Genomic DNA, 21,330 nt, shown 5'->3' with positions numbered 1-21,330 from the left:
TCAACTGGCGGTCGGCGCGGGGGCGACGGTGGCCTGGCGGCGGTGGAACAGACGCTCCAGGGCCAAGTATATGACCGGGGTGGTGAACAGCGTCAGGGCCTGGCTCACCAGCAGGCCGCCAACCACGGCGATGCCCAGTGGCTGACGCAGTTCGGCGCCGGCGCCGAAGCCGAACATCAGCGGCAGCGCGCCGAGCAATGCGGCCAGGGTGGTCATGATGATCGGGCGGAAGCGCACCAGGCACGCCTGGTGGATCGCCTGCTCGGGCGTCATGCCGTGGTTGCGCTGGGCTTCGAGGGCGAAGTCGATGAGCAGGATGCCGTTCTTCTTGACGATGCCGATCAGCAGCACCACGCCGATCAGGCCCATGATGGTGAAGTCCTGGCCCATGGCCCAAAGCAGGATCAGCGCGCCCAGGCCCGCCGAGGGCAGGGTGGAGATGATGGTCAGCGGGTGCACGAAGCTCTCGTAGAGCACGCCGAGGATGATGTACACCGCCACCAGCGCGGCGAGGATCAGGTAGGGCTGGCTCGACAGCGAGCTCTGGAACGCCTGGGCGGCGCCCTGGAAGTTGCCGGCGATGGAGTCGGGCATGCCCAGTTCGCGCTGGGTGCGTTCGAGGATCTGCACCGCATCGCCCAGGGCCACGCCGGGGGCCAGGTTGAACGACAGGTTGGCCGCCGGGAACAGGCCGTCGTGGCTGATCGACAGCGGCCCGGTGCTGGGCGGCGCGACATGGGCCAGGGCCGACAGCGGCACCATCTCGCCGGACAGCGGCGAGCGCAGGTAGAAGTAGTTGAGGCTCTCGGCCTTGCCGCGCTGGCGGGCGTCCAGCTCGAGGATCACCTTGTACTGGTTGGTCTCGGTCTGGAACTCGCTGATCTGCCGCTGGCCGAAGGCATCGTACAGCGCCTGGTCGACGTCGGTGGTGGTCAGGCCGAAGCGCGCCGCGGCCTGGCGGTCGATGTCGATGCGGGTGACGCTGGCGCCCAGTTGCAGGTCGTTGGACAGGTCGCGGAACGCCGGATTCTCGCGCAGGCGTTCGGTCAGGCGCTGGGTCCACAGGTTCAGCGCAACGCCGTCGTTGCTCTTGAGCACGTACTGGTACTGGGTGCGCGACGGCCCGGAACTGAGGTTGATGTCTTGCCCTGCGCGCAGGTACAGGACGATGCCGGGAACCTGCGCCAGTTTCGCGCGCATGCGGTCGATCCATGCGCTGGCCGACACGTCGCGCTCGCCACGGGGCTTGAGGGAGATCCAGAAGCGCCCGTTGGCGATGGTCTGGTTGCTGCCGGTGACACCGACCGAATGGGAGAAGGCGCGCACCGCCGGGTCGGCTTCGATGATCCTGGCCAGGGCCTTGTGCTTCTCGATCATCGCGGGGTAGGACACATCGGCCGCCGCCTCGCTGGTGCCGAGGATGAAACCGGTGTCCTGCAGCGGGAAGAAGCCCTTGGGGATGGCCACGTAGCCGACCACCGCCAGGGCCAGGGTCAGGCCGAACACGCCGAGGGTGACACGCTGGTGCGCCAGGGCCCGGTCCAGGCCCTTCTCGTACCAGCGCACCAGGCGCTGGCCGAAACCGTCATGCTGCGTCTCGGGCGGGCGGCGCATGCACAGCGCGGCGAGGGTCGGCGCCAGGGTCAGCGAGACCACCACCGAAATCAGGATGGTCGCGGTGGCGGTCAGGGCGAATTCCTTGAACAGCCGGCCGACCACACCGCCCATGAACAGCAGCGGAATGAACGCGGCGATCAGCGAGAAGCTGATCGACACCACGGTGAAGCCGATCTCGCCGGCACCCTTGAGCGCGGCGGTACGGCTGTCGTCGCCGGCCTCCAGGTGGCGGTGGATGTTCTCCACCACGACGATGGCATCGTCCACCACGAAGCCCACGGCGATGACGATGGCCACCAGGGTGAGGTTGTTCAGGCTGAAGCCGAACACGTACATCAATGCGCAAGTGGCGATCAGCGACACGCCGAGCACGCTGGAAACGATGAAGGTCGCCGACCACTGGCGCAGGAACAGCGCCATCACCCCGATCACCAGGGCCACGGCGATCAGCAGGGTCAGCTCGACCTCGTGCAGCGAGGCGCGGATGGTCTGCGTGCGGTCCTGCAGCACCGATACCTCGACCGCCGCCGGCAGCATTTCCTGCAGGCGGGGCAGGGCGGCCATCACCCGGTCCACGGTGTCGACGATGTTCGCCCCGGGCTGGCGGAAGATCACCAGGTTCAACCCCGGCTGTTCGCCGGACCAGGCCCTGACGTAGGCGTTCTCGGCGCCGTCGATCACCTTGGCGACGTCGGCCAGGTGCACCGGGGCGCCATTGCGGTAGCTGACGATCAGCTTCGCGTAGTCCTCGGGGTGGAACAGCTGGTCGTTGGCGGCCAGGGTCGACACGCTGTGCTCGCCGTACAGCGCGCCCTTGGCCAGGTTGAGGCTGGTCTGCTGGATGGCCTGGCGGATGTCGGCCAGGGTCAGGCCGATGGCGGCGAGCTTTTCGGGCTGGGCCTGCACGCGGATGGCCGGGCGCAGTTGCCCGGTGATGTTGATCAGGCCGACGCCGTCGATCTGGCTGAGCTGGCGGGCCAGCAAGGTCTCGGCGTAGTCGCTCAGCTGGTTGCCGGGCATCTGCGCCGAGCTGACGGTGAGGATCAGCACCGGGCTGTCGGCCGGGTTGACCTTGCGCCAGGTGGGCGGGCTGGGCAGGTCCTGGGGCAGCCGCGCGGTGGCGGTGTTGATCGCCGCCTGGACCTCCTGGGCGGCGGTGTCGATGTTCTTGTCGAGGGTGAACTGCAGAATCAGGTTGGTCGAGCCCAGGGCGCTGCTGCTGGTCATCTGGGTCATGCCGGGGATGGCGCTGAACTGCACTTCCAAGGGCGTGGCGACCGACGATGCCATGGTTTCCGGGCTGGCACCGGGCAACTGGGCGGTAACCTGGATGGTCGGGAAGTCGGCCTCGGGCAGCGGCGCCACCGGCAGGCGCGGGAAGGCGATGGCACCGAGCAGCACCAGGGCGAAGGTCAGCAGCAGGGTGGCGATGGGGTGGTCGATGCACCAGGCCGAGACGCCGTTGCGGGTGTTCATGGCTGGCTCCTGCTTTCGGCCATTTGCGCCGGGGCAGGGGTGTCGGGGGTGACTTCCACGGTGCTGCCGGGCTTGAGCCGCGACTGGCCGTCCAGCACCAGGCGATCGCCGGCCTTGACCCCGGCAATGACGTTCAGCGTGCTGTCCTGGTACACCACCTTGACCGGTACGGCGCTGACCTTGTCGCCGTCCAGGCGGTAGACGAAGTGGCCGTCGATGCTGCGCTGCACCACCGGTGGCGGCACCACCAGGGCGTCCTCGTCCACCGCCGTGCGCAGGCGCACGGTAACCAGCTGGCCCGGCCACAGGCGTGCGTCTCGGTTGTCGAACTCGGCCTTGACCCGCACCGTGCCGGTGGTGGCCGAGACCTGGTTGTCGATCAGCATCAAGTGCCCCTTGGCGAGCAGGCTGCGTTCGCCGTCGGCGTCCAGGTAGGTCTCCACTTCGGCGGGCGTGGCCGCGTTGAGCAGGCCCTGCAGGACTGGCAGCTGCTGTTGGGGCAGGGCGAACTCGACGGCGATCGGGTCGATCTGGGTGACGCTGAACAGGCTCTGGGTGTCGCTGGTGCGTACCAGGTTGCCAGGGTCGACGTTGCGAATGCCGACGCGGCCGCTCACCGGCGAGCGGATCTGCGTGTAGCTGAGCTGCACCGCGGCATTGTCGATGGCCGCCTGGTTGCCCTTGATCGTCGCCTGCAACTGGTTCACCAGCGCCTGCTGCTGGTCGAGGGTCTGCTTGGACACGCCGTCGTCGCTGCTGAGCAACTGGTAGCGCTTGAGGTTGACGTTGCCCACCTGCAACTGCGCCTGGGTCTGGCCGAGCTGGGCGCGGGCCTGGTCGAGGTTGGCGCGGATCGCCCGGTCATCGAGGGTGGCCAGCAGGTCGCCCTGCTTGACCCACTGGCCTTCCTTGACCAGCACCTGGGTCAGCACGCCCTCGACCTGCGGGCGCACCTCGACGCTGTGCAGCGACAGCACCGAGCCGATGGCGTTCAGGTAGCGCGGCACGTCCTGCTGGGCCACGGCGACCACGCGCACCGGTATCGCGCTGGCGGCGCGGTTGACCGGGGCTTCGCGGCGCAATCCCTGCCAGGCGCCGATGGTGATCAGCAGGACAAGGGCCAGGGCGGCGAGTACGAGGGAGCGGGACGGACGTCGCATCGGGGCGGGCACCTTGGCCAAAGGGCTGGGAAATGGATTGGGCTATTGCAGGGTTATAGCGCGCCTACCGGGTCGCCAGCGTGACGCCAGGCTGTCACGGCTGTCAGTTTCGATCGTTTGATGGCCAAGTGCCAATACCCTGCCGTGGATCAATATTGCCCCCGCGTTTGACCCTAGAGTCGTACGCCCTGCCGATTTTCCCGTACAACAACGAGAGCCTCCGATGAAGTGCAATATGCCTGTTACCGGTCGCGAAGTGGATTACCCCGGCGACGCCAACATCCTGTCCACCACCGACCTGGACAGCCGCATCACCTATGCCAACGACGATTTCCTGCGGGTCAGCGGGTTCCCGCGCGAGGAGTTGCTGGGCAATCCCCACCACATCGTCCGTCATCCCGACATGCCACCCCAGGCCTTCGCCCAGATGTGGCAGGCGCTCAAGGCTGGGCGCTCGTGGATGGGGCTGGTGAAGAACCGTTGCAAGAACGGCGACCACTACTGGGTGAGCGCGTTCGTTTCGCCGATCAGCAGCGGCGGGCAGGTGCTGGAGTACCAGTCGGTGCGGACCAAGCCTGGGATCGAGCAGGTCGCGGCGGCCGAGCGGTGCTATGCAAGGTTGCGCGAAGGCCGGCGTGGCTGGCGCGAGCGCTTGCCGGTGCTGCAGTTGGGCACGCGCTTGTCGCTGGCGGTCGGTGTGGTGCTGGCGCTGGTGATCGGCGCGGGTCAATGGTGGCTGGGGGCACCGCTGCTGGAATCGCTGGTGGAGATGGTGGCGGCGGCGGGCTTGAGCAGCCTGGCGATCCTTGGGCTGCTGCGCCCTTACGAGCGGCTGCGGCGGCAGGCCCAGGCGATCGCCGACAACCCGCTCAGCCAGCACCTGTACACCGGCCGGCGTGACGGCCTGGGGCAGATCGAGTTCGCCATGCGCATGCTCAAGGCGCAGCTGGGGGCGGTGGTCGGGCGCATCGGCGACACCTCCTCGCGCCTGGCCGGGCACTCCGGCTCGCTGGTCGAGGCCTTGCACAGCAGCCACGCCAACAGCCTCGAGCAGCAGAGCGAAGCCGACCAGGTGGCCACGGCGATCCACCAGATGAGCGCCAGTGTCGCCCAGGTGGCCAGCAGCGCGCAGATGGCGGCGATGGCGGCTGACCAGGCCGAGGACGAGACCCAGTCAGGCCACCAGCTGGTCGATCGCAACCGCTGCGCGATCCAGGACCTGGCCGGCTCGCTGGTGGAAGCCAGCGAGGTGATCCAGCAGTTGGAGAACCACAGCAGCGAGATTTCCGGGGTGCTCGACGTGATCCGTGGCATCGCCGAGCAGACCAACCTGCTGGCGCTCAACGCCGCCATCGAGGCGGCGCGTGCGGGCGATCAGGGGCGGGGGTTCGCGGTGGTCGCCGACGAGGTGCGTGGCCTGGCCCAGCGCACCGCGCAGTCGACCCACGATATCCAGCGCATGATCGGCGCCCTGCAGGACGGCGCCCGCGCGGCGGTGCAGGTGATGCAGCAGAGCAGTGCCCATGCCGGGCACAGCGTCGAGCAGGCGCAACTGGCCAGCGATGCGCTGGACAGCATCAGCGTGCGGGTCAACCAGATCAACGAGATGAGCCTGCAGATCGCCGCGGCGGTGGAGCAGCAGAGCCAGGTCAGCGAGAACATCAACCGCAACATCACCAGCATTCGCCAGGCCAGCGAGGCGACGGTCAGCGTCGGGCAGCGCAGCCACAGCAGCGCCAGTGACGTGGCCGACCTGGCCAAGGACCTGCGGCGGTTGGCCGATGAGTTCTGGCGGCGCTGTCAGTGAATCGGTGATCGGCCTTGCCGCGCGATCGAATCTAGCTAGAAACCGATGAACGCATAGTAGACCGGCGTATCGCCCGTCACCTGCAGGCAATGGTCCTGCAGGTCGGCGGCAAGCGCCTCGTCCTGCACATGCACCACCCACGGTCCATCGACCGCCCGTGGCGCCTGCTCCAGTACCGAGGCAAACGCTGCCATGTCCGGCAGCCACGCGGTAAACCCGTTACCCTTGAGTGCACTGGTGGTCATGCCCAGTGCCTGGCAGATCGCCACCTTGGCCGCGATATCGTCGCGGTCGGCCTGGCGTGAAGCCTCGATCAGGGCACGCAGCGCCTCATCCACCGGCAGACTGCCGTGAATCAGTTCCGGCCCTTGCGTCCAGGCCTCGGGCGGGCAGTCCTTGTTTTCCGGGCGCAGCGGCAGGTGCGGGTTGATCTCCGCCGGGTAGATGCGACAGACCAGCGGGCGGCTTTCATAGATGCCGCACAGGTCATTGTCATCGAGGTTGCGGCAGCGTCCCGGGTTGAACGCGGCGAAAGTCACCGAGACCTGCAACTGCGCGTCACCGCATGGCACCGGGTGCGACCGGCGCAGCACATGCTCGCGCTGGTCCGTCGGCATGCCAGGGCCATCGACGAGAAAACCTTCGATCAGCACCACTACCTGGCCGCCGGAGATCGCCCACTGTCGGGCCTCGGCCAGGGTCAAAGGCACATGATGGCCGGTGCAGCATTTACCGCAACCGGTGCAGGCGAAACGAATACTGTCGCTCATCGTTTGCCGGCTTCCCATTCCGTGGTGAAGGCCTGCTGGCGTTGGCGGTCATAGAGGCACAGCTCGGTACCGGTGCGGTTCTGCATGTGCTTCTGGGGGTAGGTGCCCTCGATCAGCAGCGCGCTGTAACCGACCTGGTCGTCGAACTCGGCGGGCTTGCCCAGGGCGTGGGCATCCTTGAACTGGCTGGCGCCCAGACAGGCCTTGAGCATGTGCTGGCGTTGGTCGCTCCAGGCTTGGTTGCTCGAAGCGTGGACTGTGCCGCTGGCGAGGGTGCAGAGAATCAGGAACGAATTGAGAAATTTCATACGCGACACCGGCAATGAACCTGCGAAGGGCGCGAATTATGCCCTAACCCTTCCCTTCATCAAGCCAGGAAAATCCTGACTTGATGTGTCATTGGGTGAAAACCTAGTGACAAGTGTCGCAGGTGCCTAGTGTCCTGCCTCGCAAACAAGCCGTTCACATTCGCCGGCGTCTTGGCCGAACACCCAAGCCACTCGCCAAAAGAGAACGTAGTTCCGGGGAAGGCCGCTAGCGTTGTTTGCGCTGCTTGCCTGGCAGCGGTATTAGCATGCCTACTGTTTGTTGATAGCGTTCATAGGTTGCGCCAAACAGTGAGCGCAACTCCCGCTCTTCCAGTCGTGTCCCGATGACGATATAGATCGAACACGCCACGGCGAACAGCAGATGCCCTGCGGTCATGTCTGGGGTCGACCAGAAGGCGATCAGGAAGCCCAGATACAGAGGGTGACGCACGACTTTATAGAAAAAGGGCGTGCTGAAGATGGGCATGCCATGGGGCAAGGGACTAAACCCCGCGATGGCTTGCTTGATGCCGAACAACTCGAAGTGACTGAGCAGAAAGGTCGCAAGCAATACGATCACCCAACCCAACCAATAGAGGCTTGCCAACACCGCGCGCGCTAGGGGTGACTCGATGCTCCAGAGCGGTTGCGCTATTGGTTGCCACAGGGCCATGAGCAGTATCAGTGCCAAGCTGCTGCACAGGACATATGTCGCACGTTCGATCTGTGGGGGGATTTGAGTCCGCTGCTTGAAAGTAGGTCTGGCCATGAGGCTGTGTTGCAGTGCGAACAGGCTAATCAACCCTAGGTCGATGGTGGCCGCAGCCAGCCAACTACCCTGTTCACCGCTGTCGATGTGCTTGGGGACCAGGGTCCGAGAAAGAAACCCCATGAGGTAGAGAAGGGAAAGCATGCTCAAGGCATAGCTGAAGAGGCTGAAGACCAGGCAGGTTAGATTGAAAGCGAACGTACGTGACGAATGTCCATCTCCAGAAGTGGCGTTCATGAAAAAGTCCTTTTTGGCATGCGCAAGATGGCTGCAGGCAGTCGACCGTCTGCAGGATTGACTGATCCCCGCCGCCTTGCACAACCGAGTGCGACACGGAAAACAGTGTCAGCACAAATCCCATGTTTTCAGCGCACCGCCAACTGGCAGAAATGCCAGGTCCAGATCTTGCTCTGATCAGCGCTCCTCGAACACCACCGCCCGCGCCGCCGTCACCAGGCAGTTGGTCAGCTCTGGCGAGGAGAACTTGGTCAGGATCGCGTTGGCCCCGGCCAGCTTGGCTTTGTCGCCGCTCATGGCGCTGTCCAGCGAGGTGTGCAAGAGGATGTACAGGTGCTGGAAGTCCGGGGTTTCGCGCAGGGTGCGGGTGAAGGCGAAGCCGTCCATCTCGGACATCTCGATGTCGGAAACGATGATGTTGATTTCCCGCTCGGTGCCTTGTAGCTCCAGCAGCACATTGATCGCGTCCTTGGCGCTGCGCGCGGTGTGGCACTCGATGCCGAGGTTGCGCAGGGTGTGCACCGATTGCTGCAGCGCCACCTGGCTGTCGTCCACTACCAGGATGTTGGCGGCGGCCAGCAGGCTTGCATCTTCTTCGCTGACTTCCCCCGGGTGCGTTTCGTGGGGCGGCGGGGCGATGCCGTGGATGACTTTCTCGATATCCAGCACCTGAACCAGGGTGTTGTCGACTCGGGTCACGCCGGTGATGAACGAGCGATTGCCCGAGCCGTAGGGCGGCGGTTTGATGTCGGTGCTCAGGCAATGCACGATACGGCTCACCGCTTGCACGTGCAGGCCCTGGCGCGAGCGGCTGATCTCGGTGACGATCAGGCAGCCGCCGTCGGGGTCGGCCAGGGGCATTTCGCCGATGGCGCGGGACAGGTCGATCACCGACAGCGAGTTGCCGCGCAGGGTGGCCACGCCTTTGACGTGCGGGTGGGCCTCCGGCAGCTTGGTTAGCGGCGGGCAGGGGATGATCTCGCTGACTTTCAGCAGGTTGATTGCCATCAGCTTGCCGCTGCGCAGGGTGAACAGCAGCAGGGACAAGGAGTCCGCGCGGGCTTTTTGCGTGGCCATGGGCAACCTTCGCTATGAATGAGGGGGAGGATGCCGGGTTATCGGCTTTTTACTGCCGGGCTTTAGCTTAGTTCGCTATTGGCGTTTGCAAGCAGGCGCCGGCTTGCCGGTGCCATGCACCGCGTTGCCTGGTTCGCCAGCAAGCTGGCTCCTACAGGTGTTGCAGGCTGTAACCGTGTAGGAGCCGGCTTGCCGGCGAACACCGGCGTTGCCGGTGTGATGCACCGCGTTGCCTGGTTCGCCAGCAAGGCTGGCTCCTACAGGTGTTGCAGGCCGTAACCGTTGTAGGCGCCGGCTTGCCGGCGAACACCGGCGTTGCCGGTGCGATGCACCGCGTTGCCTGGTTCGCCAGCAAGCTGGCTCCTACAGGTGTTGCAGGCCGTAACCGTTGTAGGAGCAGGCGAACACCGGCGTTGCCGGTGCCATGCACCGCGTCGCCTGATTCGCCAGCAAGGCTGGCTCCTACAGGGTAGGGAGGGCGCTTAGCGCAAGCCCAAGCGCTTGGCCAGCCGGTTCAGGTTGGCCCGGTCCAGCCCCAGTTCCCGCGCGGTGGCGGCCCAGTTGTCTTGGTGGCGATGCAGGCAGGCTTCGACAATCTGCCGCTGATAGTCATCCACCGCTTCGCGCAGCCCGCCCTCGGGCAATGGCAGGTCGGCCGACGGCGCCTCGGCGACTACCTGCATGGTCGCTGCCACGTTGCGCAGGTCCAGGTCCGCCGCCTCCAGGGTGAGTATCCTCGGGCGCTGCCCATGCTGCCCCAAGGCCTTGAGCGCCGAGCGGCCGATCAGGTGTTCCAGCTCGCGCACATTGCCCGGCCAGTCATACCCCAGCAGCGCGGCCTGGGCCTCGGCCGACAGGCGCAGGCTGCCCAGGCCCAGGCGCGAGCGGTTCTGCTCGAGGAAATAACCGGCCAGCAGCAGCACATCGCGGCCGCGTTCGCGCAGCGGCGGCACTTGCAGCGGGTACACGCTCAGCCGGTGATAGAAGTCGGCGCGGTAGTTGCCGTTGCGCACCTCTTCGGCCAGGTCGCGGTTGGTCGCGGCGATCAGGCGCACATCCACCCGATGCTCGCGGTCCGAGCCCAGGCGCTGCAACTGCCCGCTTTGCAATACCCGCAGCAGCTTGGCCTGTACCGCCAGTGGCAGTTCACCGACCTCGTCGAGGAACAGCGTGCCGCCATTGGCCAGTTCGAACTTGCCCCGGCGCTCACCGTGGGCGCCGGTGAAGGCGCCGCGCACGTGGCCGAACAGTTCGCTCTCGACCAAGGTGTCGGGCAGGGCGGCGCAGTTGAGGCTGATCAGCGGTTTGTCCGCGCGGTTGCTGGCGCGGTGCAGGGCTTGGGCTACCAGCTCCTTGCCCACGCCGGTTTCGCCGGTGATCAGCACGGTCAGGTCGCTGCCGCCGACCAGGCGGATCTCCTCGACCAGGCGCTTGTGCGCCTTGCTCTGGCCAATCAGTTCCTTGTCCTGGCCGCTGGCCTGGCGATACACCTCGGCACGCTGGTGCTCATCCTCGGCGCGCAGGGCCAGGTGCTCGATGCGCTCGGCCACGGTGACGGTGGCGGCGGCCAGGCTGGCAAAGGCTTGCAGAGCCTCGAGCTCGAGGCTCTGGAACTGGCCGGCGGTAAGGGCATCGAGGGTCAGCAGACCCCAGGGACGCTCGTCGACCATCAGCGGGCAACCCATGCAGTCGTGCACCTCGAGGTCGACATGGGCGGCATCCACCAGCCCGTCGTAAGGGTCGGGCAGCGGGCTGTCACTGGGGAAGCGGGTGGGCTCGGGGCGGCTGAGCAAGGCCTGGAAGCGCGGGTGTTCACTGACCCGGAAGCGCCGGCCGAGGGTATCCGCCGACAGCCCGTCCACCGCCAGCGGCACCAGCCATTCGCCGTCCAGGCGCAGCAGCGCGGCGGCATCGCAGGGGAGCAGGCCGCGCATGGCCTGGAGCAAGCGACGATAACGTTCCTGGTCGGGCAGGTCGCAGGACAGGTCGCTCACCAGGGGGAGGAGGGCGGTGAGCAGGGGTTTTGCAGTCATATGGACTCCTGTTGGTCGAAATGACTATACGCGCGAGTGTGTCCTTTTGACACCGGTCAATGAAAACCCCCGGTTTTATTGACGATGAAAGTTGGCACGATTGCTGAAATAGCCTACGCAACCATTCGAAGCCACAGGCTCAGGAGTTGTCGTAATGCTCAATGCCGAACAACGTGCAATCATCAAAGCCACCGTGCCCCTGCTGGAAAGCGGCGGTGAGGCCCTGACCACCCATTTCTACAAGATGATGCTCAGCGAGTACCCCGAGGTACGCCCGCTGTTCAACCAGGCCCACCAGGCCAGCGGCGACCAGCCGCGCGCCCTGGCCAACGGCGTGCTGATGTATGCCCGCCACATCGACCAGCTCGAGCAGCTGGGCGGTCTGGTAGGCCAGATCATCAACAAGCACGTCGCCCTGCAGATTCTCCCCGAGCACTACCCGATCGTCGGCAGCTGCCTGCTGCGCGCCATCGAGGAGGTACTGGGCAAGGAAATCGCCACCCCTGAGGTGATCGCTGCCTGGGCTGGCGCCTATGGCCAGTTGGCCGACATCCTCATCGGCGCCGAAGAGAACCTGTACAAGCAGAAAGAAGAGGCCGCTGGCGGCTGGCGCGGCACCCGCGAGTTCCGCCTGGCGCGCCGCGAGCAGGAAAGCAGCGAGATCGTCTCGTTCTACTTCGCCCCGGTCGATGGCAAGCCGGTACTCAAGGCCGAACCCGGCCAGTACATCGGCCTGAAGCTGGAGATCGACGGCCAGGAGCAGCGTCGCAACTATTCGCTGTCGGCCCTGTGCGACGGCGAGCAGTACCGCATCAGCGTCAAGCGCGAGGCGGGCGGCAAGGTCTCCAACTACCTGCACGAGCAACTGCAGGTGGGCGATACCCTGCAACTGTTCCCGCCGGCGGGTGATTTCACCTTGGCCGCCAGCGACAAGCCGCTGGTGCTGATCAGCGGCGGCGTGGGCATCACCCCGACCCTGGCCATGCTCGAGGCGGCGTTGAAGACCCAGCGCCCGGTGCATTTCATCCACTGCGCGCGCAATGGCGCGGTGCATGCCTTCGGCGACTTTATCGACGGCCTGGCCGCGCGCTACCCACAGCTCAAACGCTTCTATTGCTACGCCGAGGACGACGGTAGCCGCCAGGCCGATGCCGTGGGCCTGCTGAATCAGGAATTGCTGGGCGAGTGGCTGCCGCGCGAGCGCGACGTCGATGCCTACTTCCTCGGGCCTAAAGGTTTCATGGCGGCGATCAAGCGTCAGCTCAAGGGCCTGGGTGTGCCGGAAGGGCAGAGCCGCTACGAGTTCTTCGGGCCGGCGGCGGCTTTGGAGTGAAGCGCTGAGCCCATCGCGGGGCAAGCCCGCTCCCACGAAGCCTAGGATGGCGGTGTGGGAGCGGGCTTGCCCCGCGATTCATCCCAATCGCTGCGGTTCGGCGTTCCGTCGGGGCGTCAGCACACGGATGCTCCCGGCCGTGGGTAATCGAGAACGAAGCGGACGATGACATTCGGCGCTGTCGGCCTGGCCGAGCGCCGAACCGCAGCGATTGGGCCAACAACCCCTTCTCTATATAAGAGGAGATGAACGCGGTTACACCCGCCTTCATCTTTAATCCTCCTTTAATCACTGTATCCTTCACTCCCGAGTGTCGAGGGGCCTGTCCCTGTCCGGCGCTCGGGTTGCCGTGTTTTTCACGCGCGGCCGTTGAACCGAAACCGACCTGCTCGGTCCTAGGTCAGCAGTGGATCGCGCGCACGTCCTTCCTCGATGCATTCAAAGGTCATCTCCAGCGTGTAGACTTGGCGCCCCCGGGCAGCCCGCGCTGCCACACTCCATCGAAGGAATCGGCAATGAACGAACTCTCATCGCGCCTGAATCGGGAACGGCGCTTTCTGGTGCTGCTCGGCGTGATCTGCCTGGCGCTGATTGGCGGCGCCCTGTACATGCAGGTGGTGCTGGGCGAGGCACCTTGCCCGCTGTGCATCCTGCAACGCTACGCCTTGCTGTTCATCGCCGTGTTCGCCTTCCTCGCCGCGGCCATGCCGGGGCGGCGCAGCCTGACCTTCTTCGAGGCGCTGGTAGTGCTCAGCGCCATCGGTGGCATCGTTGCAGCCGGCAACCATGTGTATATACTCGCCAACCCGATGGTCAGCTGCGGCATCGACACCCTTCAGCCCATCGTCGATGAACTGCCGCTGGCCAAGCTATGGCCGCTGGCATTCCAGGTCGATGGCTTCTGCGCCACCCCGTACCCGCCGATTCTCGGTCTGTCCCTTGCCCAATGGGCCTTGGTTGCCTTCGTCCTGACCGCGCTGCTGGTGCCGCTGGGCATCTACCGCAACCGCCGCCGCGCTTAGACCAAAGTCCCGAATTGACCTGGGTCTATTGCGCAGCGAGATAAGCCGCAAAGTGCGCGCAACGGTTGATCCAGGTCAGGCTTCGGCCCTTGCACTACAAGGGGTTGAGGGCTATCAAGCGGGGTGCGACAAACTGTCGCGAAGTTGATTTTTTGAGCAGTATTGTTACGCATTCTGTAAAAGACTGTTGCTCAATAAGTCATAGTCAAGGTCTATTGACCTATCTACAATCGCCCCCAATTTCCGTTCGGCACTGCTTGCGAGTCGCAGGATTGATGGGAGCCGCAGCGCTTTCCATTTGCTGACTTCGACAAGTTTCGCCCAACGGCGATACCGGGCGGACACCCCTCCGCGTTTTCCCGCACCAAATGGACTTGGTCTGAAGTACAGGCCTGTTGCCTACGAAACCATAAGCACCGCTAACCCGCTTGACGCCAAGATCCTGCAGTCGGATCCCGGGCAGGGGCGAGTACGGGCGCCAATTGCCGCACTTGGCAGGACGAAGTGTTGGCTACCAAAACACAAATTGCATTGAAGCAAGCTGATCTAGAGGTCGTGAGATGAGTAAAAAGCGTTACCCCAGACTGTTTGGCATATTGCCCTTTTTAGGCATGCTTTTACTCAGTGGGTGCAACTGGACCCTGCTCGATCCGAAGGGCCAGGTGGGCATTGAGCAGAAGAACCTGATCCTGATCGCCACCGGCCTGATGCTGCTGGTGGTCGTGCCCGTGATCATCATGACCCTGGCGTTCGCCTGGAAGTATCGTGCTTCCAACAAGGCCGCCACCTACACCCCCGAATGGTCGCACTCGACCAAGATCGAAGCCGCGGTGTGGATCATCCCGATCCTGATCATCATCGCCCTGGGTTACTTCACCTACCACTCCACCCACAAGCTGGACCCGTACCGTCCACTGGATTCCGACGTGAAGCCGGTGCAGATCGACGTGGTCGCGCTGGATTGGAAGTGGCTGTTCATCTACCCGGAACAGGGCATCGCCACGGTCAACAAGATCGTCTTCCCGGCCAACACCCCGGTCAACTTCCGTGTCACCTCCGACGCCGTGATGAACTCCTTCTTCATCCCGGGCCTGGGTGGCCAGATCTACGCCATGGCTGGCATGACCACCAAACTGCACCTGATCGCCAACGAGAACGGTGAGTTCGACGGTATCTCCGCCAACTACAGCGGCGCCGGCTTCACCGGTATGAAATTCAAGGCAACCGCCACTTCGCAAGCCGACTTCGATGCATGGGTCGCCGAAGTGAAGGCCTCGCCGAAGAAACTGGACCAGGCCGAATACGACGCCCTGGCCAAAGCAAGCGAAAACAACCCAGTCGCGCTGTACAGCGAGGCTCCGGCTGACCAGTTCCAGCGCATCGTCGACAAGTACGAAGGCATGAACCGCGGTCGTCCGAACCACGAAGAAGCAGGCAGCAAAGACCTGGCCACTACCAAGGGTGTGGAATCGAGTATGCAACCAGCTGCCGGTGCAGAGGAGTAAGAGATGTTCGGTAAATTAACTCTGGAGGCGATACCGTATCACGAGCCGATAGTCATGGTGACGCTTGCCATGATCGCGCTCGGTGGTATCGCTGTCGTTGGTGCCATCACCTATTTCCGCAAGTGGTCGTACTTGTGGACCGAGTGGTTGACCACGGTCGACCACAAGAAAATCGGCGTGATGTACATCATCGTCGCTATGGTCATGCTGCTGCGCGGCTTCGCCGACGCCATCATGATGCGTACCCAGTTGGCCGCCGCCACCGGTGGCTCCGAAGGCTACCTGCCGCCTGAACACTATGACCAGATCTTCACCGCCCACGGTGTGATCATGATCATCTTCATGGCGATGCCGTTCTTCACCGGCCTGATGAACCTTGCGGTTCCTCTGCAGATCGGTGCACGTGACGTTGCCTTCCCGTTCCTGAACTCCCTGAGCTTCTACCTGCTGCTGGCAGGCGTGCTGCTGGTCAACATCTCGCTGGGCGTTGGTGAATTCGCCAAGACCGGCTGGGTTGCCTATCCGCCGCTCGCGGGTATCCAGTACAGCCCTGGGGTGGGTGTCGACTACTACATCTGGGCGCTACAGCTCTCCGGATTGGGTACGACGCTGACCGGCGTGAACTTCCTCGTCACCGTGATGAAGATGCGCGCCCCTGGCATGAAGCTGATGGACATGCCGATCTTCACCTGGACCTGCACCTGGGCCAACGTGCTGATCGTCGCTTCCTTCCCGATCCTGACCGCCGCACTCGCACTGCTGACTGTTGACCGTTATCTGGACTTCCACATCTTCACCAACGAGCTTGGTGGGAACCCGATGATGTACGTCAACCTGTTCTGGGCGTGGGGTCACCCTGAGGTCTACATCCTGATCCTGCCGGCCTTCGGCGTGTTCTCGGAAGTCACCTCGACCTTCGCGGGCAAGCGCCTGTTCGGTCACCACTCGATGATCTACGCATCGGGCGCGATCGCCATCCTGGGCTTCGCGGTCTGGCTGCACCACTTCTTCACCATGGGTGCCGGCGCCAGCGTCAACACCTTCTTCGGCCTGGCGACGATGCTGATCTCCATTCCGACCGGTGTGAAGCTGTTCAACTGGCTGTTCACCATCTACCAGGGCCGTCTGCGCTTCACCGCGCCGATCATGTGGACCCTGGGCTTCATGGTCACCTTCTCGATCGGTGGCATGACCGGCGTCCTGCTGGCTGTTCCAGGTGCCGACTTCGTTCTGCACAACAGCCTGTTCGTGATCGCCCACTTCCACAACGTGATCATCGGTGGCGCGGTATTCGGCTACATCGCCGGCTTCGCCTTCTGGTTCCCGAAAGCCTTCGGTTTCACCCTGAACGAGAAGTGGGGCAAGGCTGCCTTCTGGTTCTGGATCTCCGGCTTCTACGTAGCGTTCATGCCGCTGTACGCCCTGGGCTTCATGGGCATGACCCGTCGTCTGAACCACTCCGACAACCCGCTGTGGGAACCCTACCTGTACGTAGCCGTGGTCGGCGCCGTGCTGATCCTGTTCGGTATCGCCTGCCAGCTGATCCAGATCTACGTCTCGGTTCGCGACCGCAAGGACAACATGGACGTCACCGGCGACCCATGGGGCGGCCGTACCCTGGAATGGTCGACTTCGTCGCCACCTCCGTTCTACAACTTCGCCCACATGCCTGAGCACGTTGGCCTGGACGCCTGGCACGAAGCCAAGCAAGCCGGCGCCGCGTACAAGGCTCCGGCCAAGTACGAAGCGATCCACATGCCGAGCAACACTTCCACCGGTCTGTTCATGGGTCTGTTGCTGACCGTGTTCGGCTTCGCCTTCATCTGGCACATCTGGTGGCTGGTGGGCGCGAGCCTGGTTGCGACCATCGCCGTCTTCGTTCGCCACGCCGCGCGTGACGACCAGGGCTACATGGTTCCGGCCGAAGAAGTGGCGCGCATCGAAGGCGAGCGCATGAAAGCGCTGGCCAACGCTGGTGCACTGCCTGCCGGCGGCGCACGTGTCGAATCGTTTGAACGGGTGTAATCAATGTCCAGTCAAGTAATCCACGGTGGCGCGCATGGTCATGACCATGCACACGATGACCACCACCACGACTCGGGCCAGATGACCGTCCTCGGTTTCTGGCTGTACCTGATGACCGACTGCATCCTGTTTGCGTCGCTCTTCGCCACCTACGCGGTGCTGTCCGGCAGTTTTGCCGGCGGCCCGTCGGGTCACGATATCTTCCAGCTCGACTTCGTTGCGGTCGAGACGCTGTTCCTGCTGCTGTCCTCGATCACCTTCGGCTTCGCCATGCTGCAGATGTTCAAAGGCAACAAGGGTGGCGTGCTGGGTTGGCTGGCCGTGACCTTCTTGTTCGGTGCTGGCTTCATCGCGATGGAAATCTATGAATTCCATCACCTGATCAGCGAGGGCTTCGGCCCGCAGCGCAGTGGTTTCCTGTCGGGCTTCTTCGCCCTGGTAGGTACCCACGGTCTGCACGTGACTGCCGGCCTGATCTGGATGGCAATCATGATGTACCAGATCAACAAGCACGGCATCACGCCGACCGCCAAGACCCGCATGAGCTGCCTGAGCCTGTTCTGGCACTTCCTGGACGTGGTCTGGATCTGCGTGTTCACCGTCGTCTACCTGCTGGGAGTTCTGTAATGGCTAGCGCACACGACACTCATCACGAAGGCAACCACGGCAGCGTCAAGTCGTACATGATCGGCTTCATCCTGTCGATCATCCTGACCGCGATCCCGTTCGGCCTGGTGATGTACCCGAGCCTGCCGAAGAACCTGACCGTTCTGATCGTGGTGGCCATGGCCGTCATCCAGGTGGTTGTACACCTCGTGTACTTCCTGCACATGGACCGCTCGAAAGAGCAGCGTTCCAATGTGTCGACGTTCCTGTTCACCACCCTGGTGATCGCTCTGCTGGTCGGCCTGTCGCTGTGGATCATGTTCAGCATCCACTTCGAAATGTTGGCCAAGTGAGGTAAGACTGCATGTCCGTGAAGCACTTTATCCAAATCACCAAACCGGGGATCATTTTCGGTAACGTGCTTTCCGTGGCAGGCGGTTTCTTCCTTGCCGCTAAGGGGCATGTGGATTTCGCCCTGTTCCTGGCGGTGGTGATCGGTACGTCCCTGGTGGTTGCGTCCGGATGCGTGTTCAACAACTGCATCGACCGTGACATCGACCACAAGATGGAGCGCACCAAGAACCGCGTCATGGTCCAGGGCGGCATGTCGCTGCCCCTGGCGCTGATCTACGCCACCCTGCTCGGGGTGGCGGGTTTCAGCCTGCTGTATGTCCAGGCCAATCCGCTGGCGGCGTTCTGCGCCCTGGTGGGCTTCGTGGTCTACGTCGGCTTCTATAGCCTGTGGCTCAAGCGTAAATCGGTGCACGGCACCTTGGTCGGCAGCCTGTCCGGTGCCATGCCTCCGGTGATCGGCTATTGCGCCGTGAGCAACAGCTTCGACCTGGCCGCGGTCACCCTGCTGGTGATGTTCAGCCTGTGGCAGATGCCGCACAGCTTTGCCATTGCCATCTTCCGCTTCAAGGATTACAGCGCCGCCAACATTCCGGTGCTGCCGGTGGCGCGCGGTATCCTCGCGGCCAAGAAGCAGATCGTGCTGTATGTGCTGGCCTTCGTGCTGGCGACCCTGATGCTGACCCTGGGCGGATACGCCGGCCTGGGTTACCTCGCCGTGGCGGCCGCCATGGGCCTGTACTGGCTGTACATGGCCTGGGGCGGCTACAAGGCCGAGGACGACAGCAAATGGGCGCGCAAGGTGTTCGGCTTCTCCATCCTCACCGTCACCGCCCTGAGCGTGATGATGGGCGTGGACAGCCAGACCGCGGCCGATGTGCTGATGACCTACGCACGCTGATACAGCGGGCTGTTATCTGAAAAACCCTGGCCTGGTGCCAGGGTTTTTTTATGGGCGCTTTCAAGCTGATGCCATCGCGGGGCAGCCCGCTCCCATGCAGTGGATACTCCTGGGGGAGCAGGCTTACCTCGCGATAATATCCTGTGCTGTTTTGTGAAATAGGTATTTTCAACTATTAAGCCTAAAAACATGTAGATAAACAGGAATTTATCCTTTACCTGTTTGGTATTTCGGGATTATCTTCTGTTTCGGTCGCCACAGCGGCCAACGTCGCTCGGACGGTTCCGGGCGCTTACGTCTGCAGAGGAACACCATGGCCAACTCAGGTTCGCCGCGCCGCTTCGCGCGCATCGATCGTCTCCCCCCTTACGTCTTCAATATCACCGCCGAACTCAAGATGGCTGCCCGCCGCCGTGGCGAGGACATCATCGACCTGAGCATGGGCAACCCCGACGGCGCCACGCCGCCGCACATCGTCGAGAAACTGGTGCAGGTCGCCCAGCGCGACGATACCCATGGCTACTCCACCTCGCGTGGCATTCCACGCCTGCGCCGGGCGATCTCCAACTGGTACAAGGATCGCTACGAGGTCGAGATCGACCCGGAAAGCGAGGCCATTGTCACCATCGGCTCGAAAGAGGGCCTGGCGCACCTGATGCTTGGCACCCTCGATCACGGCGATACCGTGCTTGTGCCCAACCCCAGCTACCCGATCCATATCTACGGCGCGGTGATCGCCGGCGCCCAGGTGCGTTCGGTGCCGCTGGTGCCGGGCGTGGACTTCTTCAATGAGCTGGAGCGGGCGATTCGCGAATCGATTCCCAAGCCGAAGATGATGATCCTTGGCTTCCCGTCCAATCCCACGGCCCAGTGCGTCGAGCTGGATTTCTTCGAGCGCGTGGTGGCCCTGGCCAAGCAGTACGATGTACTGGTGGTGCACGACCTGGCCTACGCCGATATCGTCTACGACGGCTGGAAGGCGCCGTCGATCATGCAGGTGCCGGGGGCCAAGGACATTGCGGTGGAGTTCTTCACCTTGTCCAAGAGCTACAACATGGCCGGCTGGCGGATCGGCTTCATGGTCGGCAACCCCGAGCTGGTCAGTGCCCTGGCGCGGATCAAGAGCTACCACGACTACGGCACCTTCACCCCCTTGCAGGTTGCGGCGATTGCCGCGCTGGAGGGTGACCAGCAGTGCGTGCGCGATATCGCCGAGCAGTACCGCCAGCGCCGCAACCTGCTGGTCAAGGGCCTGCACGAGCTGGGCTGGATGGTCGAGAACCCCAAGGCCTCGATGTATGTCTGGGCAAAGATCCCCGAGCAGTATGCGCACCTGGGGTCGCTTGAGTTTTCCAAGAAACTGCTGGCCGAGGCCAAGGTCTGTGTGTCGCCGGGAATTGGCTTCGGTGATTACGGCGACGATCATGTGCGCTTCGCCCTGATCGAGAACCAGGATCGCATCCGCCAGGCCATTCGCGGCATCCGCCAGATGTTCCGGGCTGATGGGGTGACCAGCAAGTAAGCTGCAAGCCGCAAGTCGATCTGTGCAATACAGCCTTCTTGCGGCTTTGCATATTGAGCGGGGCAGGGAAGAGCAAAGCTTTTTCTTGCCGCTTGTCGCTAACAGCTTGAGGCCGCGACAAGCGGCCATCTTTTTTTCATCGCCCCTCTTCTCAGCCGTTCACGGCTGGATTACAAATAGCGCCGCGGGCGCTCGCCCGGATAACAACAACCTCCCTTCCTGGCCATCATGTCCGAACAGAATCCTTGCATGTCCTGCGGCGCCTGCTGCGGTTACTTTCGTGTGTCTTTCTTCTGGGGTGAATGCCAGTCCGCCGGCGGCCTGGTGCCCGACGATCTGGTGGTGCAGATCAACCCCTCCCGTGTCGCCATGATTGGTACCGACGCCAAGCCTTGCCGCTGCGTGAGCCTCGGTGGCGAGATCGGCACGCAAGTGGCGTGCTCCATTTATCAGAACCGTTCCAGCACGTGCCGAGAGTTCGAGGCTTCGTGGGAAAACGGCGAGCACAACCCTAGTTGCGATGAGGCTCGCGCCGCTTATGGCCTGCCGCCATTGACCCCGCCGGGGGCCAACGAGCCGCATTGGCCAGAGGAGGGCGCCGAGGTCGCTTGATGAGTGATCGACCGCCTGCGCCTCGAGCATATTGGCCATTCGCCATGACCGTTCGTCGGTTGGATCCAACCCGCAAGCGGCTGAAACCCGCGAAACACGTGCCGCCTCGACAAAGTATTAACACCATTTGACCGACCCTGACCCCCAGCCAGCCGGCTGCGAGCGGCTACACATTCCAGCAAAGGAAAATTTGTAGCCA

General features: G+C 63.5%; 17 protein-coding genes. 10 read left to right on the top strand and 7 right to left on the bottom strand.

Annotated elements, in window-relative coordinates:
* Positions 1-3,093: a multidrug efflux RND transporter permease subunit gene (locus ACODS5_RS07870; RefSeq protein ID WP_489108347.1), complete on the bottom strand. Its 3,093-nt coding sequence runs from the start codon at positions 3,091-3,093 to the stop codon at positions 1-3.
* Positions 3,090-4,253 (bottom strand): efflux RND transporter periplasmic adaptor subunit, encoded by a 1,164-nt coding sequence (locus ACODS5_RS07865; RefSeq protein WP_489108346.1) that lies wholly within the window; start codon positions 4,251-4,253, stop codon positions 3,090-3,092. Before ACODS5_RS07865 ends, ACODS5_RS07870 begins: the two co-directional genes overlap by 4 nt.
* Positions 4,254-4,476: 223 nt before the next feature.
* On the opposite strand from ACODS5_RS07865, the gene ACODS5_RS07860 reads away from it, so the two are divergent.
* Entirely contained in the window at positions 4,477-6,060 is a 1,584-nt protein-coding gene (locus tag ACODS5_RS07860) for a methyl-accepting chemotaxis protein (RefSeq protein ID WP_489108345.1), read from the top strand.
* 35 nt (positions 6,061-6,095) lie between these two features.
* On the opposite strand, the gene ACODS5_RS07855 is transcribed toward ACODS5_RS07860, so the two are convergent.
* The 5 genes from ACODS5_RS07855 to norR form a co-directional block, all read right to left on the bottom strand.
* Positions 6,096-6,830 (bottom strand): YkgJ family cysteine cluster protein, encoded by a 735-nt coding sequence (locus tag ACODS5_RS07855; RefSeq protein ID WP_489108344.1) that lies wholly within the window; start codon positions 6,828-6,830, stop codon positions 6,096-6,098.
* Positions 6,827-7,138: a hypothetical protein gene (locus tag ACODS5_RS07850; protein WP_489108343.1), complete on the bottom strand. Its 312-nt coding sequence runs from the start codon at positions 7,136-7,138 to the stop codon at positions 6,827-6,829. The genes ACODS5_RS07855 and ACODS5_RS07850 overlap by 4 nt, the downstream gene beginning before the upstream one ends.
* 226 nt (positions 7,139-7,364) lie before the next feature.
* Complete coding sequence (gene mddA / locus ACODS5_RS07845; RefSeq protein WP_489108342.1) at positions 7,365-8,144, bottom strand: methanethiol S-methyltransferase; 780 nt, start codon at positions 8,142-8,144, stop codon at positions 7,365-7,367.
* A gap of 177 nt (positions 8,145-8,321) precedes the next feature.
* Positions 8,322-9,221, bottom strand: coding sequence for a chemotaxis protein (locus ACODS5_RS07840; RefSeq protein ID WP_134690022.1), 900 nt, complete (start codon positions 9,219-9,221; stop codon positions 8,322-8,324).
* A 482-nt stretch (positions 9,222-9,703) separates the two neighbouring features.
* A complete protein-coding gene (gene norR, locus ACODS5_RS07835) occupies positions 9,704-11,254 on the bottom strand; it encodes a nitric oxide reductase transcriptional regulator NorR (protein WP_489108341.1) in 1,551 nt (516 codons plus the stop codon).
* A gap of 154 nt (positions 11,255-11,408) precedes the next feature.
* On the opposite strand from norR, the gene hmpA reads away from it, so the two are divergent.
* From hmpA to ACODS5_RS07790, 9 genes are all read left to right on the top strand, one after another.
* Entirely contained in the window at positions 11,409-12,587 is a 1,179-nt protein-coding gene (gene hmpA, locus ACODS5_RS07830; protein ID WP_134690019.1) for an NO-inducible flavohemoprotein, read from the top strand.
* A gap of 515 nt (positions 12,588-13,102) precedes the next feature.
* Complete coding sequence (locus ACODS5_RS07825; RefSeq protein ID WP_134690018.1) at positions 13,103-13,609, top strand: disulfide bond formation protein B; 507 nt, start codon at positions 13,103-13,105, stop codon at positions 13,607-13,609.
* Positions 13,610-14,169: 560 nt separating this feature from the next.
* Positions 14,170-15,114, top strand: coding sequence for a ubiquinol oxidase subunit II (gene cyoA, locus ACODS5_RS07820; protein WP_134690016.1), 945 nt, complete (start codon positions 14,170-14,172; stop codon positions 15,112-15,114).
* Positions 15,115-15,117: 3 nt separating this feature from the next.
* Entirely contained in the window at positions 15,118-17,139 is a 2,022-nt protein-coding gene (gene cyoB, locus ACODS5_RS07815) for a cytochrome o ubiquinol oxidase subunit I (RefSeq protein WP_134690015.1), read from the top strand.
* Positions 17,140-17,142: 3 nt separating this feature from the next.
* Positions 17,143-17,766 carry a cytochrome o ubiquinol oxidase subunit III gene (gene cyoC / locus ACODS5_RS07810; RefSeq protein ID WP_134690014.1) on the top strand — a complete coding sequence of 208 codons (624 nt, stop codon included), beginning with the start codon at positions 17,143-17,145 and terminating at the stop codon, positions 17,764-17,766.
* Positions 17,766-18,098: a cytochrome o ubiquinol oxidase subunit IV gene (gene cyoD / locus ACODS5_RS07805; RefSeq protein ID WP_134690013.1), complete on the top strand. Its 333-nt coding sequence runs from the start codon at positions 17,766-17,768 to the stop codon at positions 18,096-18,098. Before cyoC ends, cyoD begins: the two co-directional genes overlap by 1 nt.
* Positions 18,099-18,109: 11 nt before the next feature.
* Positions 18,110-18,997: a heme o synthase gene (gene cyoE, locus ACODS5_RS07800; protein ID WP_028689798.1), complete on the top strand. Its 888-nt coding sequence runs from the start codon at positions 18,110-18,112 to the stop codon at positions 18,995-18,997.
* Between the two features lie 313 nt (positions 18,998-19,310).
* Positions 19,311-20,519 (top strand): alanine transaminase, encoded by a 1,209-nt coding sequence (gene alaC / locus ACODS5_RS07795; RefSeq protein WP_134690012.1) that lies wholly within the window; start codon positions 19,311-19,313, stop codon positions 20,517-20,519.
* Positions 20,520-20,747: 228 nt separating this feature from the next.
* The gene (locus tag ACODS5_RS07790; RefSeq protein WP_134690011.1) at positions 20,748-21,131 is read left to right on the top strand and encodes a YkgJ family cysteine cluster protein; all 384 of its coding nucleotides are present in this window, start codon (positions 20,748-20,750) and stop codon (positions 21,129-21,131) included.
* The last annotated feature ends 199 nt before the right edge of the window (positions 21,132-21,330 follow it).

Source organism: Pseudomonas sp. FG47, assembly GCF_057809115.1.
This window is presented reverse-complemented; position numbering and strand designations above follow the sequence as displayed.

Coding starts and splice junctions, on each gene's coding strand:
- ACODS5_RS07870 (WP_489108347.1), bottom strand. CDS start 3,093: ATGAACACCCGCAACGGCGTCTCGGCCTGGTGCATCGACCACCCCATC.
- ACODS5_RS07865 (WP_489108346.1), bottom strand. CDS start 4,253: ATGCGACGTCCGTCCCGCTCCCTCGTACTCGCCGCCCTGGCCCTTGTC.
- ACODS5_RS07860 (WP_489108345.1), top strand. CDS start 4,477: ATGAAGTGCAATATGCCTGTTACCGGTCGCGAAGTGGATTACCCCGGC.
- ACODS5_RS07855 (WP_489108344.1), bottom strand. CDS start 6,830: ATGAGCGACAGTATTCGTTTCGCCTGCACCGGTTGCGGTAAATGCTGC.
- ACODS5_RS07850 (WP_489108343.1), bottom strand. CDS start 7,138: ATGAAATTTCTCAATTCGTTCCTGATTCTCTGCACCCTCGCCAGCGGC.
- mddA (WP_489108342.1), bottom strand. CDS start 8,144: ATGAACGCCACTTCTGGAGATGGACATTCGTCACGTACGTTCGCTTTC.
- ACODS5_RS07840 (WP_134690022.1), bottom strand. CDS start 9,221: ATGGCCACGCAAAAAGCCCGCGCGGACTCCTTGTCCCTGCTGCTGTTC.
- norR (WP_489108341.1), bottom strand. CDS start 11,254: ATGACTGCAAAACCCCTGCTCACCGCCCTCCTCCCCCTGGTGAGCGAC.
- hmpA (WP_134690019.1), top strand. CDS start 11,409: ATGCTCAATGCCGAACAACGTGCAATCATCAAAGCCACCGTGCCCCTG.
- ACODS5_RS07825 (WP_134690018.1), top strand. CDS start 13,103: ATGAACGAACTCTCATCGCGCCTGAATCGGGAACGGCGCTTTCTGGTG.
- cyoA (WP_134690016.1), top strand. CDS start 14,170: ATGAGTAAAAAGCGTTACCCCAGACTGTTTGGCATATTGCCCTTTTTA.
- cyoB (WP_134690015.1), top strand. CDS start 15,118: ATGTTCGGTAAATTAACTCTGGAGGCGATACCGTATCACGAGCCGATA.
- cyoC (WP_134690014.1), top strand. CDS start 17,143: ATGTCCAGTCAAGTAATCCACGGTGGCGCGCATGGTCATGACCATGCA.
- cyoD (WP_134690013.1), top strand. CDS start 17,766: ATGGCTAGCGCACACGACACTCATCACGAAGGCAACCACGGCAGCGTC.
- cyoE (WP_028689798.1), top strand. CDS start 18,110: ATGTCCGTGAAGCACTTTATCCAAATCACCAAACCGGGGATCATTTTC.
- alaC (WP_134690012.1), top strand. CDS start 19,311: ATGGCCAACTCAGGTTCGCCGCGCCGCTTCGCGCGCATCGATCGTCTC.
- ACODS5_RS07790 (WP_134690011.1), top strand. CDS start 20,748: ATGTCCGAACAGAATCCTTGCATGTCCTGCGGCGCCTGCTGCGGTTAC.